The 20,059-nt window shown below is 53.6% G+C and carries 14 protein-coding genes and 1 tRNA gene; 9 read left to right on the forward strand and 6 right to left on the reverse strand.

All coding sequences use genetic code 11. The features are described from left to right. Positions 1–104: 104 nt before the first annotated feature. Together ABGT88_RS10635 and ABGT88_RS10640 are read right to left on the reverse strand one after the other, a co-directional pair. Positions 105–1,004: a DUF4279 domain-containing protein gene (locus tag ABGT88_RS10635; RefSeq protein WP_346702033.1), complete on the reverse strand. Its 900-nt coding sequence runs from the start codon at positions 1,002–1,004 to the stop codon at positions 105–107. A 262-nt stretch (positions 1,005–1,266) separates the two neighbouring features. Next, on the reverse strand, positions 1,267–1,734 hold the full coding sequence (locus tag ABGT88_RS10640; protein WP_346702035.1) for a hypothetical protein: 468 nt from the start codon (positions 1,732–1,734) through the stop codon (positions 1,267–1,269). Positions 1,735–2,026: 292 nt separating this feature from the next. Here ABGT88_RS10640 and ABGT88_RS10645 point away from each other — a divergent pair, with 292 nt between their 5' ends. The 3 genes from ABGT88_RS10645 to ABGT88_RS10655 all read left to right on the forward strand — a co-directional run bounded on the left by ABGT88_RS10645 (position 2,027) and on the right by ABGT88_RS10655 (position 5,324). Continuing rightward, entirely contained in the window at positions 2,027–3,328 is a 1,302-nt protein-coding gene (locus ABGT88_RS10645; protein WP_346702037.1) for a histidine phosphatase family protein, read from the forward strand. Between the two features lie 190 nt (positions 3,329–3,518). Then, positions 3,519–5,102, forward strand: a complete 1,584-nt coding sequence (gene dnaB, locus ABGT88_RS10650) for a replicative DNA helicase (RefSeq protein ID WP_346702038.1) — start codon at positions 3,519–3,521, stop codon at positions 5,100–5,102. 63 nt (positions 5,103–5,165) lie between these two features. Then, positions 5,166–5,324: a hypothetical protein gene (locus ABGT88_RS10655; RefSeq protein WP_321584308.1), complete on the forward strand. Its 159-nt coding sequence runs from the start codon at positions 5,166–5,168 to the stop codon at positions 5,322–5,324. A 341-nt stretch (positions 5,325–5,665) separates the two neighbouring features. Here the strand turns inward: ABGT88_RS10655 and mltG are convergent, their stop codons facing one another. After that, positions 5,666–6,712 (reverse strand): endolytic transglycosylase MltG, encoded by a 1,047-nt coding sequence (mltG, locus tag ABGT88_RS10660; RefSeq protein WP_346702041.1) that lies wholly within the window; start codon positions 6,710–6,712, stop codon positions 5,666–5,668. 158 nt (positions 6,713–6,870) lie between these two features. Here mltG and ABGT88_RS10665 point away from each other — a divergent pair. The 4 genes from ABGT88_RS10665 (at position 6,871) to ABGT88_RS10680 (ending at position 12,540) form a co-directional block, all read left to right on the forward strand. Beyond that, positions 6,871–6,960 (forward strand) — tRNA-Ser (locus tag ABGT88_RS10665). 309 nt (positions 6,961–7,269) lie between these two features. Then, complete coding sequence (locus tag ABGT88_RS10670; protein ID WP_258327345.1) at positions 7,270–8,547, forward strand: OprO/OprP family phosphate-selective porin; 1,278 nt, start codon at positions 7,270–7,272, stop codon at positions 8,545–8,547. 47 nt (positions 8,548–8,594) lie between these two features. Then, positions 8,595–9,779, forward strand: a complete 1,185-nt coding sequence (locus tag ABGT88_RS10675) for a MalY/PatB family protein (protein ID WP_087408593.1) — start codon at positions 8,595–8,597, stop codon at positions 9,777–9,779. Between the two features lie 136 nt (positions 9,780–9,915). After that, positions 9,916–12,540: a valine--tRNA ligase gene (locus ABGT88_RS10680; RefSeq protein WP_346702044.1), complete on the forward strand. Its 2,625-nt coding sequence runs from the start codon at positions 9,916–9,918 to the stop codon at positions 12,538–12,540. Between the two features lie 254 nt (positions 12,541–12,794). Here ABGT88_RS10680 and ABGT88_RS10685 read toward each other — a convergent pair whose 3' ends face one another. The 3 genes from ABGT88_RS10685 to ABGT88_RS10695 form a co-directional block, all read right to left on the reverse strand. Then, positions 12,795–13,292 carry an outer membrane beta-barrel protein gene (locus ABGT88_RS10685; RefSeq protein WP_298663560.1) on the reverse strand — a complete coding sequence of 166 codons (498 nt, stop codon included), beginning with the start codon at positions 13,290–13,292 and terminating at the stop codon, positions 12,795–12,797. A 155-nt stretch (positions 13,293–13,447) separates the two neighbouring features. Further along, entirely contained in the window at positions 13,448–14,068 is a 621-nt protein-coding gene (locus ABGT88_RS10690; protein ID WP_087408596.1) for a DUF4923 family protein, read from the reverse strand. Between the two features lie 377 nt (positions 14,069–14,445). After that, a complete protein-coding gene (locus ABGT88_RS10695; RefSeq protein WP_087408597.1) occupies positions 14,446–15,768 on the reverse strand; it encodes a UDP-glucose/GDP-mannose dehydrogenase family protein in 1,323 nt (440 codons plus the stop codon). A gap of 408 nt (positions 15,769–16,176) precedes the next feature. Here ABGT88_RS10695 and ABGT88_RS10700 point away from each other — a divergent pair, with 408 nt between their 5' ends. Both ABGT88_RS10700 and ABGT88_RS10705 read left to right on the forward strand, forming a co-directional pair. Next, the gene (locus ABGT88_RS10700) at positions 16,177–18,774 is read left to right on the forward strand and encodes a DUF4493 domain-containing protein (protein ID WP_346702047.1); all 2,598 of its coding nucleotides are present in this window, start codon (positions 16,177–16,179) and stop codon (positions 18,772–18,774) included. A gap of 16 nt (positions 18,775–18,790) precedes the next feature. Next, a complete protein-coding gene (locus tag ABGT88_RS10705) occupies positions 18,791–20,059 on the forward strand; it encodes a DUF4493 domain-containing protein (RefSeq protein ID WP_346702049.1) in 1,269 nt (422 codons plus the stop codon).

Consider the following 20,059-nt stretch of genomic DNA (forward strand, 5'->3'; position numbering starts at 1 on the left):
ATCGTCGAATGTAATCATTACTTTTAATCTTCCTTTATTCTATGAGTTATGGGAATGTTTGTTTCGATATGAAAATGGTCTATTCACTCTCGATTGATAATGGTTCAGTCGTCGAAATAAGGTGTACTTATGTAGTATAGATAAAAATCTACCGGGATATTCAGCTTGGCGATTCTTTGCCACATGTCGGGCCGTATTCTGAACTGGAAGTTATAATGTCCCATACTGCAATGGAGTATCAATCCGCTGTTTTTGAAACGGCGGAAAACTTTTCGGAACGACTCTAAACGGCTTTCTACCAAGTCCAATATTTCGGTGGATTGATATACCAGATCGAAATATTTCGATGCTTTTCGGTTGTCGAACGTATCGTAAAACCAGACGTTTTTCTCATCGAAGACCGGGTGAGTGCCGAGCTCGGTGTAGGGTATGTCGGGGTATCCTTTCCGTTTGATACGGGTGGGAGATACTCCGGTCATCTCGGTAACGATACCCGGGTCATTCTTCCCGGTCTCGATATAGAGCGTGCAGCCCATCTCGGTTCCGGTCTTGATTCGGTTAATGTTATTTTTCTTGCTTTTACTGAGCAGGTACAGGTCGAAGTCGACCAACAATCCGTACGGAGCGATACGCTTCCACAGTTCAGGCGGAATGCGGAATTGAAGTTTATGCCGGTTGGTATAGCAGAAATGAAGGAGGCATTTGTATTTGTAGTTCCTAAAAATCTTTTGGAAAGAACTTTTCTGTTTCTCGATCATTTCGAGCATATCGATCGATTTGAAAGGTATCAGATGGTCGTCTTTTTCAAAATAGGCAGTACCGGATAATTCCCACAGGTTTTGTTTAAAGAACTTTCCGGGTATTACCTTACCGGGTATTGCATTGTGGGGTCTTGTTCTGAATATTTCGCCTTTTGTTGTGGCCCACGAGGGTTGTACACCGGTCATACGGGTTACGACCGAGGGAGCATCTTCTTCGGTATCGATCCAAAAATCGCATCCCATTTTAATTATTCTATTTTTTAATAAGCCCATAATAATTATATCATTTATATTTGAAGGCAGGACTACTTATCGTCTTCAAACGGCATTGATTGTGCAATGAAAGCATAAAATATCAGCAGGGTATTTCGATAGAATTTCATGGTACGCAAGTTGGGGTGTTTCTTTTCTCAAAGAAAGGGAATATTTATAAAAAAACAAAATATTCTCAAAGAAATGAAAGGCGATTACTTCATTAAAGTTAATCGCCTGTAAACGTATATATTTATACACCTTCGTCTTCCCAAGTTTCCGGGTTCCAGTTTTTTTCAATACGGTCTATTAAAAATTCTATACCCCAGATTCCGCTGGGCGGATATTTTTTTTGCTTTTTTGTCAGTTTTTTTACTAATCTCCATTCATTATTTTGAATATTGGTAATTTCCCACCCTTTGAACTCTCCGCAAACTTTTTCTACTTCTTTGAAATATTTAGGGACTTTGAACTTTTTGACTTCGGAAAAACCAACTTTGCGAATGTATTTTCTTCGTAAAGCTATTCCCAACGGAACGAAACAGATATATCGTTCTTTCTGCTGGACTAATTTTTCCAAATCGACAGGTTCATGATATACCCCCGGAAGCAAGCGTATCAATGTCACTTGATTCACTTCGGCCATGTATTGGATATATGCATTTCCTATTGCCGTAGGGACTTCAAAAATATCCCCGATTTCAATCTTTTTCCTTGTCATAAACTATAAATTTTTAATATAACTATTTTCCACTTTTATAGCTTCTTCGTATATCGGATTTTTACGGGACATGGATTAAAGTCACCAATGCAGCTATAAATGCAAAGAAGCAAAAAATACTCTTACAAGACAATCAAACTGAAGTTTTTCTCAGGAAAAGAGACAAAAAAATACATTTTGGCCTGAAACCGAAAAGGAAATGGAACCGTTTCCACATTCTAAAAATGAATAAAAATTTTAGTATCTGCAGAATTTATTCTAAATTTACCCGCATAACTCAAAAAGTGCTTAGATGAACAAAAGAATTCTCACGGCAGGCGCTCTCCTGCTCGCCCTATCGTCATTCGCATACGGGCAAACCTCGACCCGCGATTTCCTGCATCGCAACCCGCAGTTCTTCGGCAGTACGGGTACCCCCTACTACTGCAACGACACCACCGACACGCCGGCTCCCGAAGGGTTCGTCCCCTTCCATGTCGACCACATAGCCCGGCACGGTTCCCGCACACACGACTCGAAAACACTGGTGCCCAACCTTTACAAACTCATGAACCGGGCCGACTCGCTCGGCATGCTCACCTCGCAGGGCAAACTGCTGAAAAGTCAAATCGACTCGATATACCAGCGCATGAATCACCGCTGGGGCGACCTCACTCCCCTCGGGGCCCAACAACACCGTGATATGGCCCGCCGCATGTACAACCGCTTCCGCCCGGCATTTACCCCGCAAGACGGCCGTGTGAACCTCATCGCCCAATCGACTACCGTACCCCGCTCCATGGCCAGCATGGCGGCCTTCGTGGCCGAGATGCGGGGCTACACCCCGGAGGCCGATTTCTCCATGGACCCCAGCAACGGCTACGACAACACCCTGCGACCTTTCAACAGCAAGGACTACAAGCAATACCTGGCCAAAGGGTCGTGGAAATCGGTACTCAAGGAGTATCAAACGCGGCACACCCCCACCCGGCTCATCGACCAGACCTTCAAAAAAGGGTGGGAAGAGCTGATTCCCAACCCCGTCACCTTTATGACGCACCTCTATGCCCTGGCCATGATTCTGCCCAATACCGACTACGGCATCGACCTCTTCCCCTGGTTTACCGAGGATGAGAAGTACGACCTGTGGAGTGTGAACAACCTCTCGCAATACCTGCGCAAGGCCAACTACCCCGACGGCCAAGGACTGCCCGTGGCCATAGCCAAACCTCTGCTGGCCGACATGCTGGCCACCTCGCAGGCGGCTGTCGACGGCAACGGCATCGAGGCCAACCTGCGATTTGCCCACGGCGAAAACACCATCCCGCTGCTGGCTCTGCTCGGCATCGAGAATGCCGCCGTGGCCGAGTCTGACCCCGAGAAGGTGGCCGACTGCTGGCAGGATTTCAAATACAACCCCATGGCCACCAACATCCAGTGGATTCTCTACCGCAACCCGGCCGGCCGGGTGCTGGTCAAGGTACTCTTCAACGAGCAGGAGGTGAAGTTGCCCATCGCTTCGGGCCACGCTCCCTACTACGACTGGGAGGCGTTCAAAGCCTACTGTGCCGACCGGATGGAGAGCTTCCCCAACGTAGCCCCCGCCCTGCCCTAAAAGCCGAGACCTGCAACCTCACTATTTCACTGCCGATATACCTACTTGGGCCTGAATGCGAGACGAATCGTCCCCTTCAGGCCCAAGCCTGTCACTCCCTCTTGTTGAAAACTTCTTCATAAGATTTGGCTCGCCCTGTACCTCGGCACACAAAGATTATATACCTTTGCATCTCGAAAGAAAGCGATATATGGAAACTCGAAGAAACTATACCCCCCGTCAGAAGAAAACCTATGCCCCGAAAGTCTCGGAACAGGGCAAGATACAACCCCAGGACACCGAGCTCGAAGAGGCCGTGTTGGGAGCCCTCATGCTCGAGAAGGATGCCTACACCACCGTGTGCGACATCCTGAAACCCGAGTGCTTCTACGACCCCAACAACCAGACCATTTACAGCGCCATTGCCAAACTGGGTGCCCAGCAACGCCCTATCGACATGCTCACCGTCACCGAGCAATTGCGCCTCGACGGCAAACTCGACGAGGTAGGCGGTGCCCTGCGCATCTCGGAGCTGACCGGCCGGGTGGCCTCGGCGGCACACATCGAGTATCACGCCCGCATCGTGGCCCAGAAATACCTGGCCCGCGAGCTGATCGAGTTTTCGAGCGAAATCCTGAACAAGGCATTCGACGAGACCAACGACGTCGACGACCTCATGCAAGAGGCCGAGGGGAAACTCTTCGAGATTTCGCAACGCAACCTGAAAAAGGATGTGGTGCAAATTGCCCCCGTCGTGAGCGAAGCCATCAAACAGATACAGGTGGCAGCCAACCGTACCGACGGTTTAAGCGGTCTGCAAACCGGATTCCACGACATCGACAAAATCACCTCGGGGTGGCAGAACTCCGACCTGATTATCATCGCCGCCCGCCCCGCCATGGGTAAGACCGCCTTCGTCCTCTCCATGGCCAAGAACATGGCGGTCAACTACAACACCCCGGTGGCCATCTTCTCGCTCGAGATGTCGAACATCCAGCTGGTGAACCGTCTTATCATCAACACCTGCGATATTCCGGGCGACAAAATCAAGAGCGGACAGTTGAGCCCCTTTGAATGGGAGCGCCTCATGTCGCGCATCGAGATTCTGCAAAATGCCCCCATCTACATCGACGAGACCCCCAGTCTGTCGGTATTCGAACTGCGAACCAAAGCCCGCCGGCTGGTACGCGAGCACGGCATCAAAATCATCATCATCGACTACCTGCAGCTGATGAACGCCAGTGGCATGTCGTTCGGCAGCCGTGAGCAGGAGGTGAGTACCATATCGCGGTCGCTCAAGCAGCTGGCCAAGGAGTTGCAGATACCCATCATCGCCCTGTCGCAGCTGAACCGTAGCGTCGAGTCGCGTGGCAACGACAAGGACAGCAAGGAAGCCAAGCGGCCGCAGCTCTCCGACCTGCGTGAGTCGGGAGCCATCGAGCAAGATGCCGATATGGTCTGCTTCATCCACCGTCCCGAATACTACACCCGCTCCAAGGAAGACGGCAACGGCAACAACATCGAGGGTTTGGCCGAGTTCATCATCGCCAAGCACCGTAACGGTGCCACCGACATCGTCAACCTCAAGTTCATCTCCTACCTGGCCCGCTTCCAGAACTACGACGAGGATACCCGCCTCTCCGACCTCAGCGCGCCGGTCACCTCGAAATTCAACGCCGCACCTGTCGGACAGATGGCAGGCGGTCTGCCCGGCGACCCGCTGCCCGGTAGCGCACCCCTGCCGGGGAACACCGACTTTCTGAATCCCGGGAAAGACGAAAAATTACCCTTCTAAGGGTCCGAACTTTATTTCCTCGACGATGTTACTCTACCAAAACAATCGAAGTAACATCGACGTATGGAAAACAAACGACAAAAACGACAAAAAATCTGGATGGCCATCGGCGTAGCCCTGGCCATTGTCCTGCTATTGTTCTGGCTCACCCTGGCTATCTGGATAGACGATGAGCCCGAAGCAGCCATCGTACCTCATACCGAACAGATTGCCGATAGTTAACGCACGTTAAAATCGACAACCGCCGAAACCTTTCTCCCCCCAGCGTTGTTTTATTATCGAAAACGGCCCCCACAGAGCCCCTCCCACTCGGGAAGCGAAGCGTCGCCCCGCCGGAGACAGGCCGGGAGCCCGATTCAAAAGAGTTTGATTTATACGATAATATTCTTGTTTTTTGTGTGTTTCATTGGTATTATATTATCCTTTGTTTATCCTGTATAAACATTATCCTCTTTCTTGTTTTTGATATATTTCAAGTAGTAAAGCCCCGTCGTGAGACGAGGCTTTGCTATTTTAAATCCTTGCCGATTCCAATCCATACGTACCCAGAAGCAACCCGGCGGTCAGCGTATGCCCCGCCGGTTCAACTCGCGCTGATAGCGCACGGCGTTGCGCTGGTGCTCGGCCAGCGTCGTGGCAAAATTGTGATACCCCGAAAAATCCTCCCGGGCACACATATACAGATAGTCGTTGGGCCGGTGGTTCAGCACGGCGTCGATAGCCTGCTTCGAGGCGATGCGTATGGGACCCGGCGGCAGCCCCGTCACCCGATAGGTATTGTAGGGCGAGTCGATGGCCAGATGCTTCTTGAGGATACGCCGCAAGGCAAAGTCGCCGCAGGCAAACTTCACCGTGGGGTCGGCCTGCAACGGCATATTCTTGTGCAGACGGTTCATATAGAGACCGGTCACCGTACCCATCTCGTCGGGTTTGTTGGTCTCTTCCTCGACAATCGAGGCCAGCGTAGCCACCTCGACGGGGGTCAAGCCCCAGGCCTCGGCCTGCTTCTCGCGCTCGCCGTTCCAGTAGCGTCGATACTCCCGCGCCATCTTCTTCAAGAAATCTTCGGGAGAGACGGTCCAGTAAAACTCATAGGTGTCGGGCAGGAAGAGGGCCGGCAGCGTAGCCTGCGTGAACCCCAGCTCGGCACACACGCTGTCGCTTTGCAACAGAGCCGACAGCTCCTCTTTCGAGAAACAGAGCTGGTCGGCAATCTTCCCGGTCAGCTGGTCGAGGGTACGCACATTGTTGAAGGTCACCCGCACCGGTGTCTGACTGCCCCGCGACAGCTTCAGAGCCACCCGCCAGGCACTCATGCCGGGCTCTACGGCATAGGCCCCTTCGCGCTCGGCCGCATCGAAGCCGCACAGCGAAAGCATACGCCCCACCCGAGCCACCGCCCGGTCGTCGCCCAAGGCGGCATACAGGGCACTGTCGAGCTGTGCCGCACTCCACTGCCGGTGCACATACACCATCGAACGGTTACTCACGACAGGGTCGTAAAGATAACCTTTGGCCACCCACAAGGCAACACATGCCACCACAAACACCACAGCCGCCAATGACCCAAGCAATATTCCTATCCTTCTCTTTTTCTTTACATTTGTCATAAACAATCGGTAATACTACATGAACATTTTATATCGGGACGACAAAAATAGCGAATATTCGCGAAATAAAATAGGCCAAAAAAATTTGCAGATTCAAATATTCGCCTTATCTTTGCGCTGCGTTTGGAAAAACGCCGTTCAACAACGGCACCATCTCTGGAAGGATGGGTGAGTGGCTGAAACCACCAGTTTGCTAAACTGACGTACTCGAATGGGTACCGGGGGTTCGAATCCCCCTCCTTCCGCCAACGCTTCAAAAAGCCTGCATCGTCGAAGCGAAGCAGGCTTTTTTCTTTCTTCCATCCCGCAAAATTAGCCCCGCAACTTTGGAATATTGCCGCTTTGGTTGTATTTTTGACCCGAATAAAAGACAGGAGACAAAGGAGTATAGAGTCTTGCACAAAACGAACTCCCCGAGAGACCCCACAACAGGAATCGGGGTGAATTTATGCGCCACTCTATCCCGAACAAAATTTTGTAACATTTCAATTTAAATTCAAAATTAGACCTCATTTTTGCTGCATGAAAATTTACTCATGAAAAAAATTCAAAACATTATGACTCATCGAAAATTCTTTTTATCGGTATTGGTTTTCATGCTTCTTTCGTGGTCGGCGGCCGCCAAAACTCCGGCTTTCAAAAACGACTCGCTCAATATCACTCTCCCCGATACCGACTACTCCGACGAGCTGAGACTGATACGCATGCACATGCCCGACATCGAGGTCGGCAACGGTATCTCGTTCCAGCCCAAAAACAAAAGCTACAAGCTCACCATGCGGATACGAATGCAAAACATGGTCGACGTCGATTTCAACGAAAAATTCGAAGCTCAGGAACTCGACGCGCGCGTGAAACGGTTGCGTCTGCGATTCGACGGATATATCTATACTCCCAAGCTCACTTATCTCGTACAACTGGGATTCTCGCCATACGACACGAAAACCCTGCCCAACGGCAACAGCAACATCGTGCGCGACGCCATGATTTACTATGTGCCCAATGCGACATGGAACATCGGTTTCGGACAGACCAAAATCCGGGCCAACCGGGCACGCGTCAACTCGTCGAGCGCCCTGCAGTTTGTAGACCGATCGATTGTCAACTCCGAGTTCAACCTCGACCGTGATTTCGGTGTCTTCGGCGAGTACAACCAGCACCTGTTCGGCTCATTCGATTTGGCAGCCAAAGCCTCGATTACTACGGGCGAAGGGCGCAACTGGGGCAACAACAAGGGCAGCGGACTCGCCTATACGGGCCGCATAGAGTTCTTCCCCCTGGGCCGCTTTACCGGCAAAGGCGATGCCATGGAGGGCGACTATGAACGCGAGCAGACGCCCAAGATACTCCTGGCCGGAGCATACAGCTACAACGACCGGGCCTTGCGAGCCCAAGGTTCCAACGGCGACCTGCTCCGCTTCGACCAGGCACGCAACCTCTCGTCCTATTTCGTCGATTTCATCTTCAAATACCGAGGCTTTGCCTTCTATACCGATTTCATGGGACGCACATGCACCTCATCGCCCCTCATCAAATCGGGCGAAACCGTCGAGCAATATATCCTCACCGGCATGGGTCTCAACGTGCAGGCCAGCTACCTGTTCCCCTCCAACTGGGAAATAGCTCTGCGCAACTCGACCATCAAGCCCGACAAAGAGGTACAGCCCTACACCAATTACCGCTGTTACAACCAGTCGACCCTGGGCGTAACCAAATACCTCATCGACCACCGGCTCAAAGTACAGGCCGACCTCTCCTACAACTACAAGGACGAGTTCACCGCCTCGGATTACAGCCGCTGGCAGTTGCGGTTCCAGGTAGAGCTGGGATTCTGACCCGCTCTGTCCATTCGACGAAACCTAATACCTAAACAATATAGATCATGGCCATTCAGTACGATTTTGACACAATTATCGACCGCCACCACACCGGCGCAATGAAGACCGATGTGCTGGGCGAACGATACGGTCGCGAAGACCTCATTCCCCTGTGGATTGCCGACATGGACTTCGCCGTAGCTCCCCCGATTACCGAAGCCCTCGTGCGACGTCTGCAACACCCTGTCTACGGCTATGCCGAAGCTCCAGCCAGCTACTGGCAGTCGATTATCGACTGGCTCAAATACCTGCACGGCTGGGAGGTGAAACGCGAGTGGATTACCTACATTCCCGGCATTGTCAAAGGCATCGGCCTGGCCGTGAACGTATTCAGCAACCCCGGCGACAAAATCATCATACAGACTCCCGTCTATACTCCCTTTATGGCCGTGCCCGAGGGCAACGGCCGGCAAGTGGTGCACAACCCCCTCAAGTGGAACGGCACCCACTACGAGATGGACTTCGACCACCTCGAGTCGATTATCGACCCGCAGTGCAAGATACTGATACTCTGCAATCCCCACAACCCGGGCGGTGTGGTGTGGCCGCTCGCCACGCTGCAACGTGTGGCCGACATCTGTGCCCGCCACCATATCCTCATCATTGCCGACGAAATCCATGCCGACATGCCCATCTTCGGCTCCAAGCATCACCCCTTCGCCTCGGTATCGGAGACGGCCGCCCAGAACAGCATCTCGTTCGGCGCCCCCTCCAAGACCTTCAACATCGCCGGGCTGGTGAGTTCCTATGCCATCGTGCCCAACGAGACCATCCGCAAGCGGTTCTTCGACTGGCTCACGGCCAACGAGCTGAACGAACCCACCTTCATGGCCACCATCGCCACCGAAGCCGCCTATAACCACTGCCGCGACTGGCGCGAGCAGATGCTCGCCTATGTCGAGCAGAACATCCTCTTTGTCGAGGAGTTCCTCCAGCAACATATCCCCCAGATCAAGGCCATCAGACCGCAGGCCTCGTTTATCGTCTGGCTCGACTGCACCCGGCTGGGGCTCGACCACGACGCCCTCATCGACCTCTTCGTCGACAAGGCTCGGCTCGCCCTCAACGACGGCGAGATGTTCGGTCCCGAAGGCAAAGGCCACATGCGGCTCAACGTGGGTACACCGCGGGCCGTACTGCAAAAAGCACTCGAGCAACTGGAGGAGGCCGTGAACCATCTCGACCGATAGAGAGGTTACGGGCCACTTTGCCGCCAAAGAAGTATCGTTTTCGGAAAATATTTTATACTTTTGCACCCAATTGGTACAAGAGACCGATACCTCTGTACCTCACCACAATAATAAGAAAATCTGAAAGAATCGCTTTATGAACGAACTTGCCACAAAGTACAATCCCGCCGACGTAGAGGAGAAATGGTATGCTTACTGGTTGAAAAACGGGCTCTTCAAGTCGAAGCCCGATGGTCGCGAACCCTACACCGTAGTCATCCCGCCCCCCAACGTCACCGGTATTCTGCACATGGGGCACATGTTGAACAACACGATACAAGACATTCTCGTACGCCGGGCCCGCATGGAGGGCAAGAACGCCTGCTGGGTACCCGGCACCGACCACGCCTCGATTGCCACCGAAGCCAAAGTGGTGAACAAACTCGCCGCCCAGGGTATCAAGAAGAGCGACCTCACCCGCGAGGAGTTCCTCAAATATGCCTGGGAGTGGAAAGAGGAGCACGGCGGCATCATCCTCAAGCAGCTGCAGAAGCTGGGTGCCTCGTGCGACTGGGACCGCACCGCCTTCACCATGGACGAGGTTCGCTCCAAGAGCGTGCTGAAGGTATTTGTCGACCTCTACAACAAGGGGCTCATCTACCGCGGCGTGCGCATGGTCAACTGGGACCCCAAGGCCCTCACCGCCCTCTCCGACGAAGAGGTTATCTACAAGGAGGAGCACAGCAAACTCTACTACCTGCGCTACTACATCGAGGGTGAGGACAAATATATTGTCGTGGCCACCACCCGTCCCGAAACCATTCTGGGCGATACGGCCGTGTGCGTAAACCCCAACGACCCCCGCTACACCTACCTCAAAGGCAAGAAGGTAATCGTGCCGCTGGTCAACCGGGCCGTGCCCATCATCATGGACGACTACGTAGACATCGAGTTCGGTACCGGCTGTCTGAAAGTGACTCCGGCTCACGACGTAAACGACTATATGCTGGGCGAGAAATACAACCTCCCCACCATCGACATCTTCAACGACAACGGTACCATCAGCGAGGCCGGCGGCCTCTATATCGGCATGGACCGCTTCGACGTGCGCAAGCAGATTGCCAAAGACCTGCAGGCTGCCGGGCTGCTCGAAAAGGTCGAGGACTATAACAACAAGGTAGGTTTCTCGGAGCGTACCAACGTAGTCATTGAGCCGAAACTCTCGATGCAGTGGTTCGTCAAGATGAACAAACTCGCCGAGCCGGCCCTCAAAGCCGTGATGAACGACGACATCAAGTTCCACCCCGACAAGTTCAAGAACACCTACCGCCACTGGATGGAAAATATCAAAGACTGGTGTATCTCGCGCCAGTTGTGGTGGGGACACCGCATCCCGGCCTACTACCTGCCCCAGGGCGGATTTGTCGTAGCCGAGACTCCCGAAGAGGCCTTGAAACTGGCCCGCGAAAAGAGCGGCGACGATTCGCTGCAACTGAGCGACCTGCGTCAGGACGAGGATTGCCTCGACACCTGGTTCTCGTCGTGGCTGTGGCCCATCTCGCTCTTCGACGGTATCAACAACCCCGGCAACGAAGAGATAAACTACTACTATCCCACGAGCGACCTGGTTACGGGCCCCGACATCATCTTCTTCTGGGTAGCCCGCATGATTATGGCCGGCTACGAATACACCGGCGAAAAACCGTTCAAGAACGTATACTTCACGGGTATCGTGCGCGACAAGATAGGCCGGAAGATGTCGAAGTCGCTCGGCAACTCGCCCGACGCCCTCGAACTGATAAAGACCTACGGCGCCGACGGTGTGCGCATGGGCCTCATGCTGGCCGCACCTGCAGGTAACGACATTCTCTACGACGATGCCCTGTGCGAGCAAGGCCGTAACTTCAACAACAAAATCTGGAACGCCTTCCGTCTGGTGAAAGGATGGAACGTCGACGAGAGTCTGGAGCAGCCGCAAACGGCACAAATCGCCGTCAAGTGGTTCGACGCCCAGCTCAGCCGCACGCTGGCCGAGGTAAAAGACCTCTTCGGCAAATACCGCCTCTCCGAGGCCCTCATGGCTGTATACCGCCTCTTCTGGGACGAGTTCTCGTCGTGGTACCTCGAGATGATCAAACCCGGCTACCAGCAGCCTATCGACCGCGCCACCTACGACGCCACGCTCACCTACTTCGATGCCCTGCTGCGCATGCTGCACCCCTTCATGCCCTTCATTACCGAAGAGTTGTGGCAACACCTCTACGAGCGTAAAGAGGGCGAGAGCATCATGTATGCCCGCATGCCCGAGGCTCACCCCGTCGACGACACCATCATCGACCGCTTCGAAACCACCAAGCAGATTGTGGCCGGTGTGCGCACCATACGTCTGCAAAAGGGTATCGCCAACAAAGAGCCCCTCACGCTGCAAATCATCGGAGCCCACGACCACGCCAACGATTGCATACTCACCAAGATGACCAACCTCGAGGCCATCGAAGCCATCGACGAGAAAGACCCCGCCGCCGCTTCGTTCCGCGTACACGCCACCGAGTATGCCATACCGCTGGGCAACAACATCGACGTAGAGGCCGAGCTGAAGAAACTCGAAGGCGAGTTGCAACACGCCCAAGGATTCCTCAAAACCGTCATGGGCAAACTCAACAACGAACGTTTCGTACAAAACGCCCCCGAGGCTGTCGTAGCTCTGGAACGCAAGAAAAAAGCCGACGCCGAAGAGAAGATAAAATCGCTCGAAGAGAGCATCGCCGCCCTCAAGAAATAACCGGGACCGTAATCGGTCGCACACCATACAGAAGAGTGTGGTTCCTCTCCATCGGGAACCACACTCTTCTTTTTATATTCCTCGATGATAGAGATCCGTAATCTAATGAGATACTCCTTATCCAAACAAGACCGGCTCGGCCTGCCCCGGCCACTACTCCGCAACCCAGAGACCGAGGGAAGTTTCCAGACCGGCAGACACAAAAAAAGTGCCCGGCACAACCGGGCACTCCATATGATTCACGAAATAGAATATCAGAATTTATAGTAGAGACTGAAACTCAAGTCGTTGCCGCTCAGCGACAGACCCGAAACGCTGTTGCCGTTGTATTTGTCGCGATAACCCAGGAAGCCATAGTGAGCTACCAACGAGAAGTTCTCGGTCAGGTTGAAGGCCAAGCCCGGTTTAAAACCGATTTCAAAACCAGTCTCCGAATCGAAACCTTTGTGTTTCCCGGTAGAGATACCAAATCCACCATCGACCAACAGCCCTATGATACCTTGGTTGAAGAAGGTCCAACGAGCATAAGGAGCAATGTAAAACGAATTGTAGTTGTCCATGTGTGTATAGCCGATAGATCCGGCAACGGTCCACGCATCGTTAAACGCATAGCCAAACTCGGGGGCAATACGGAATGTCGTGTTTTCGGTATCACCGTCGTAAGTCAAACCAAATTGACCACCCACAAAAAATTGTGCATTGGCTGTCAACATGCCAAACACAAGCGCTAAGGTTAAAACTAATTTTTTCATTTTACGTGTTTTTTAGTTTAAATTGTAAGAACAAATATAAGAATTTGTTTCCAACAATCCTATTTTTAACCTCTCTTTTTTCACAGAGCTGTTAAAATAGATAAACCGCAGAGTCAAATCGATAACGGTTCCTGCCGACCGATATGCCGGATGCGCTACTGCTTTGTCAGTTCAAATCCCATCAACACGCCATCGTATTCCGACAACAGGTTACTGATGGTCTGCAGTGTAGAGCTCTGTGTCTTCGAGGCAATCGAAACCAGCACATCGACCAGTTTGTCGACATTGAAAAGTATCTCCATCGTATTGCCGCTCTTGGTAATATCGGCATCCATTACCATCACCGGGATATGCCCGCCTACCAGCGTAAAGGTCACCACAAACTTGCCGCTCGGCTCATCCTTCACGATATAGCCGTTCAGTTTGGCACTGCCGTAGTTCATCACCATAGTCGTATCGGCAAACGAGAAGGAGACGCGCGACGAGGTAATGCCGGCCTTCTCGTAATAGGTAGCCAGTTTGTCTTTCAGGCTCGAAGCTACTACCTCGCCTCCGGCCGACTTCAACAGATCGTCGCTCTCAAACTTGCAGGCCGGAGCCGAATAACGCCACGTACCGGCCAAATCGGCTACCGTGAGTGTAGCATCTTTGTCGGTCAGTGCTCCTACCACTTTGTTGACCGTCGACGAATTTAACAAATCGCCCAGCGAAAATTGCGCGTGGGCACTGCTCCCGAATAAACATAGTCCGCACAGGGCCAAAATCCATCTTTTCATAATCCAATCCTATTTTCTGTTATTTGTTTCTTTTATATGGTATTACTTCTGCAAATATACAATTTTATCGGGAAATATGAACCGTATGCCCTACACCTTCTCGAGGCGAAAGGGTGTGAGCAGATAGTCTCCTCGTCTCTTTTTCTCTATAAAAAAGCATCGGCTTTGAACCAAAATCGGCAAACGATGTTATTATAGACAGAAAGGGCGCCCGGGAGGGAGGTTCTCCACAACGTAACGGTAAAAGGAGGAGCAGCCATTGCGAGTGGACGAATATCGCTCCAGCCCCTTTCACTACCAAAAAGGCAGACATCCGTCCCGGGATAGGACGCATGTCTGCCTTACCTTTTTTTACACTTCTGCTATCGACAAAAAACTCAATGCAAGGGGCGGCCTATGCTGCGATAGACAAAACCCAACTCCTTCATCTCGGCCGGGTCGTAAATATTACGACCGTCGAATATGACGGGCGACTTCATGGCACGAAGCACGGCAGTCCAGTCGGGCATGCGGAACTCTTTCCACTCGGTAACGATAAGCAAGGCGTCGACGTCGGCTACCGCCCCGTAAATATTTTCGGCATACTCTACCCGGTCGCCTATGCGACGACGGCACTCGGGCATGGCTACCGGGTCGTACACCCGCACGCTGGCCCCGGCGGCACACAACCTATCGATCAGAATCAGGGCCGGAGCCTCGCGCATGTCGTCGGTCTCGGGTTTGAACGAGAGCCCCCACACGGCAAACTTGCGGCCCGCCAGATCGCCCCCGAAGTAGTCGTGCAACCGATGGTAGAGCAGCTCCTTCTGCGACTCGTTCACCCGCTCCACGGCCTCCAGTATCTGCATGTGGCAGCCATTCTCTTCGGCGGTCCTGATGAGAGCCTTCACATCCTTGGGGAAACACGAGCCCCCGTAGCCACACCCGGCATAGAGGAAACGGCTGCCTATGCGGTCGTCGGCACCGATGCCTTTGCGCACCGCAACCACATCGGCACCCACTTCATCGCACAACAAGGCAATTTCGTTCATGAAGCTGATACGGGTTGCCAGCATGGCATTGGCAGCATACTTAATCATCTCGGCCGAAGGTATATCGGTGATGATAATGCGGTATTTGTTAATCATAAACGGCTTGTAGAGCTTCTGCATCAAAGCTTCGGCCCGTTTGCTCTCCACGCCTACGACTACACGGTCGGGGCGCATGAAGTCGGCAATGGCACTCCCCTCCTTGAGGAACTCGGGGTTCGAAGCCACATCGAACTCAATCGACACGCCCCGCTTGTCGAGCTCGCTCTGGATGGCCGCCTTCACCTTGCGGGCCGTACCCACCGGCACGGTGCTCTTGGTAACCACCACCAGATAGTCGTTCATGTAGCGACCCACGGTGTGGGCCACGTCGAGCACATAGTGCAAGTCGGCCGAACCGTCTTCGTCGGGCGGCGTGCCCACAGCACTGAAGAGAATCTCTACCCCGTCGAGACAAGTCGACAAATCGGTGGTAAAGCGCAACCGCCCCGCCTTCATATTGCGGAGAACCATCTCGTCGAGTCCAGGTTCATAAATGGGAATATCGCCCCGCTCGATGCGGGCTATCTTCTCGGCGTCGATGTCTACACACACCACATCGACACCGATTTCGGCAAAACATGTTCCGGTAACGAGGCCTACATAGCCTGTACCTACTACCGCTATTTTCATATATATCTTTTTTTGTACCGTAAAAAATACGAAAAGACGAGAGCAGAAAGAGGCGTAAACCCTCGGTTTTCAGCCTTTGAACAATCCCCGCCCTATCTTCGTGGGGTAAAGATAGTGACATTTTTCGAGCTATGCGCTCTTTTCTGTCGATTTCGTCGAGAAAAGAGCTCCAAAACGCACTCCACTCGAGCCAAGAGACACACAAAAAGCATTCATTTCAAGGTCATTACTTCTCCTATTTACACCACGAAAGCTAACAAAAACCTCGGTTCGGCTGTTCTATCTACAAAATTTTTACTATCTTTGAGCCGATTTTCGACTTATACTCAAAGTGTATGAGGGCGATTCCTGGGGATTCCCCACGCACTTAATCCATCTGCGAATAGACGGAAATTAAAAAAGAGAAACATGAATGTAAAGAATCTTTTCTTATGTGGCGCAACCGTGCTATTGTTAGTATCTTGCGCAAACGAGGAGAATCAGGTCGATTCGGGATACGGTTCCATAAACGTAAAAGTTTCAGCCGATTACCAAGTAGTACCTGTCACTCGCTCGACCACCGAAATTACCGAAACCACCAATCCCGATGTCAGTGAATTTGCCTTAAAGTTGGTATCTGCCGACGGCAGTTTTTCCCGCGCCTGGGACAGTCTGGCCGACTTCGACCCGGCCGAAAAAATTCCCGTAGGCACCTACACCATGAGCGCCTACTACGGCAACCTCGAGGAGGAGGGGTTCGACAAGCCCTACTACCTGGGGCAGTCCGACGTAGCCGTACGCTATCGCGAGAATACGCCGGTCGAGATACTCTGCACCCTGGCCAACGTGAAGGTGACGGTCGAATACTCCGATGCCTTCAAGAAATACTTTGCCGACTATGCCACCACCATACATGCGGCCGAGGGTGACTATATAAAATTTGAGAAAGAGGAGACCCGTGCCGCCTATGTGAAACCCGGCAAGATAACCATACAGACCTATCTGAAGAAACAAAACGGCATCGAGTCGACCTTCGAACCGGCCGCCATCGAGAATGCGCAACCGCGTCAGCACTACCGCATCAAACTCGATATTGCCGACAATGCCGCGGGCGAAGCTCAACTCAGCATCAGCTTTGACGAAACAACCGAGACACAGCCTATCGCCATCGACATCTCCGACGAGGTGATGGTAGCCCCGGCCCCCTCGTTCCTCCCGGCCGGATTCGAGCCGGGCACGCCCCTCGAAGTGAAAGAGAACAGCTACCCCGACAACCGGCAGGCAAATATCTCGCTCACAGCCAAGGCCGGCCTCTCCGCCTGCACACTCACCACCTCGTCGGCCTGCCTCGAAAGCGAAGGGTGGCCCCGCGAAATAGACCTGGTGAACCTGAGCAGCGAAAACCGCGCCCTGCTCTCCCGTCTGGGACTGAAGTTGAAAGGCTTTACCGAGATGGGCAGCAAGATGGGATTCATCGACTTTGCCGAACTTTTTGCCCACCTGCACACCCTCGACGGGAGCGATATGCACACCTTCACCCTCTCGGCCAAAGACATGTATGGCAAGGTGAGCGAATCGCCCATCACCTTGTCGGTCAAGAGCATACCCATCACCTTTGCCTTGCAGACCCCCGAACCGGTATTCGTGGGCAGCAAATCGGTTACGATTCCCGTCGAGTTCGATGGAGCCTACATCGACCAGGTGAAATTCAGCTACCTCAACGCCGAAGGTGCGAAGGTAAACAGCAACTCGACCGTGGTCTCGAGCGAAGGCAGCCTCTACCAGATAAAGATTTCGATCGAAGCTACCGACAAGCCCGTCGTAGTCGAGGGCTCGTATGCCAACGGAGCCAAGACCTCGACCATCTCGATACCGGTCAAGACCCCGGCCTTCACCATCACCGCCGAGGAGTATGACATCTGGGCCCGCCGCGCCACCGTCAAACTCACTGCCGAAGATTCGCAGTATCAAGAGGCCGTAGACCGCTATGCCGTGCTCTTTGCCAACAGTACCGGCCAGTGGGAAACCGTCGCCTCGACCTTGAGCCAGGGCCGCCGCGTCATCACCGGCCTCAACCCCGACACCCGCTACCAGTTGCGAGGTTCGTGCAACAGCGGCCAGGACAACGTCAATTACAGCGGCGACCTCACCCTGCGCACCGAGTCGGCAGCCGCCGTGCCCAACGGCGACTTCGAAGAGATAGCCCAAACCATCTCGGTAACCGATATGAACCAGGGCGGCAAATACTCGGTATGGCCCGTTAACTACCAGAATACCTGCAGCTTCACCATACAGGAGCCTACGGGCTGGGCCAGCGTCAACGCCAAGACCTGCAACCTCTCGGCCGCCAACCAGAACTCGTGGTTTGTCATCCCCTCGACCTACAACACCACCCTCACGTGGGACGCCTACCGCAGCTTTGCTCCGAGCACCGTAACGCCCGACCTCTATCGCGACCTCACGGCCCAGAGCGGGAGCAACGCCATGGTGGTACGCAACGTAGCCTGGGATGCCAACGGTACCACCCCCGCCACATCGGGCGGTGCCTTCAATACCACCTACTACAACACCAACGTGCCCAACATAGCCAACCGCTCGGCCGGCAAGCTGTTCCTGGGCAGCTACTCCTACTCGGGTGGCAGCGAAACCTACACCGAAGGGGTGAGCTTCGCCTCGCGCCCCTCGGCCTTGAAAGGGTGGTACAAATATGCCAACGACGGCAACGACCCCACCGAAACGGGCGTAGTGACCGTGACCCTGCTCAACGGGCAGAAGGTGATTGCCACCGGCACGGCTCGTCTCTCGGCCGCTGCCGACTACACCGAGTTCTCGGTGCCCGTCACCTATTCGGTAACCAATCAGAAGGCTACCACGCTGCGCATCATGATTACCTCGTCGAACCACGCCTCTTACAACCAGAGCGAAGAGGGTGCGGCCATAAAGACTTCGGTCTCGAACGGCCAGTACGAATCGGCCTCGCGAGGTGCAACCCTTACCATCGACAACTTAACTTTCACCTATGAATAAGATAAAGCATAACCCTATGAGAAATATATTAGGCATCTCTCTGGCCGTAGTTCTGGCCGTGGCCGCCTCCTCGTGCGACCGGGAGAAATTCACCTACGACCTGGGTATAGAAACCCCGTCGAGAAAAACCGGGACACTCGACCTCTCGACCTTCGGAGCCATACCCAACAACGACACACAAGTGATAGAAAAAGCACCGGTGAGCCGGGCCGTCGATACGGGCGACTTCACCGTGCAAATATACCCCTCGCAGGGAACCGACACCCTCGAATGGAAATATAACGAGATGCCCGAGATTGTCACCCTCAACGTGGGCGACTACAACGTGGCCGTATTCTCGCACCGCGTGCAGCCGGCCGAATGGGAACACCCCTACTACTATGCCGACAAGGCCTTCACCATCGAAGAGAACCGGGTGACCCAACTCGACACGGTAGTGTGCACGCTGCAAAACATCAAGGTGACGGTAACCTACTCCGAAGACCTGAAATCGTTCATGGGCGACGACTGCAAGGTGACGGTCGACATCGGCTCCGGCTCGCTCGACTTCTCGCAGACCGAAACCCGCGCCGGATACTTCCGCTCCGACGGTGAGAGCAACCTGCTCATCGCCACCTTCACCGGCACCATCGACGGGTATGAAGAGGTAAACCGCATCCAGGTCGACAACGTCAAGGCCGGCGACTGGCGCAAGATTCACTACGACATCAAGCGACCCGAACCGGGCAGCGAGACGGGCGGCGTAACTCCCTCGGTGACCCTCGACGCCTCGTGCGAGACCATTGACCACGAGGGCAACGTGACCATCGAAGAGGAGATTATCCCCGACCCCAATCCCGTAGACCCGGGCACCGACCCCGATCCTGACCCCGAACCCACACCGGGCGAGGCTCCCCAAATTACGAGTGAAACCATACAACTGGGTACCCCTGTCACTATCACCGAAGGGTTGAAAGTGGTGGTCGACATCACCAGCAGCGACCCGGCCGGTCTCACGGGACTCACCGTCGACATCGATTCGCCCACACTTACTCCCGAGGAGCTCTCGGGCATGGGCCTCTCGGCGCACCTCGACCTGGTGAACCCGGGCAACCTGAAAGAGCCCATCGAAGGACTGGGATTCCCCACCGAAGGCAATGTGCTGAACCAAGCGAAAGTAACCTTCGACATCAGCGACTTCATGCCGCTGCTCGGTCTGCTGGGTGCCGGTACACACAACTTCATCATCAAGGCGACCGATGCACAAGGCACCACAACCGAATCGTTAATCCTTGTAACCGAATGA

The organism is Barnesiella sp. An22 (assembly GCF_963931395.1).
Lineage (GTDB): Bacteria > Bacteroidota > Bacteroidia > Bacteroidales > Barnesiellaceae > Barnesiella > Barnesiella merdigallinarum.

Coding starts and splice junctions, on each gene's coding strand:
- ABGT88_RS10675 (WP_087408593.1), top strand. CDS start 8,595: ATGGCCATTCAGTACGATTTTGACACAATTATCGACCGCCACCACACC.
- ABGT88_RS10655 (WP_321584308.1), top strand. CDS start 5,166: ATGGAAAACAAACGACAAAAACGACAAAAAATCTGGATGGCCATCGGC.
- mltG (WP_346702041.1), bottom strand. CDS start 6,712: ATGACAAATGTAAAGAAAAAGAGAAGGATAGGAATATTGCTTGGGTCA.
- ABGT88_RS10680 (WP_346702044.1), top strand. CDS start 9,916: ATGAACGAACTTGCCACAAAGTACAATCCCGCCGACGTAGAGGAGAAA.
- ABGT88_RS10685 (WP_298663560.1), bottom strand. CDS start 13,292: ATGAAAAAATTAGTTTTAACCTTAGCGCTTGTGTTTGGCATGTTGACA.
- ABGT88_RS10670 (WP_258327345.1), top strand. CDS start 7,270: ATGACTCATCGAAAATTCTTTTTATCGGTATTGGTTTTCATGCTTCTT.
- ABGT88_RS10705 (WP_346702049.1), top strand. CDS start 18,791: ATGAGAAATATATTAGGCATCTCTCTGGCCGTAGTTCTGGCCGTGGCC.
- ABGT88_RS10645 (WP_346702037.1), top strand. CDS start 2,027: ATGAACAAAAGAATTCTCACGGCAGGCGCTCTCCTGCTCGCCCTATCG.
- ABGT88_RS10695 (WP_087408597.1), bottom strand. CDS start 15,768: ATGAAAATAGCGGTAGTAGGTACAGGCTATGTAGGCCTCGTTACCGGA.
- ABGT88_RS10700 (WP_346702047.1), top strand. CDS start 16,177: ATGAATGTAAAGAATCTTTTCTTATGTGGCGCAACCGTGCTATTGTTA.
- ABGT88_RS10635 (WP_346702033.1), bottom strand. CDS start 1,004: ATGGGATGCGATTTTTGGATCGATACCGAAGAAGATGCTCCCTCGGTC.
- dnaB (WP_346702038.1), top strand. CDS start 3,519: ATGGAAACTCGAAGAAACTATACCCCCCGTCAGAAGAAAACCTATGCC.
- ABGT88_RS10640 (WP_346702035.1), bottom strand. CDS start 1,734: ATGACAAGGAAAAAGATTGAAATCGGGGATATTTTTGAAGTCCCTACG.
- ABGT88_RS10690 (WP_087408596.1), bottom strand. CDS start 14,068: ATGAAAAGATGGATTTTGGCCCTGTGCGGACTATGTTTATTCGGGAGC.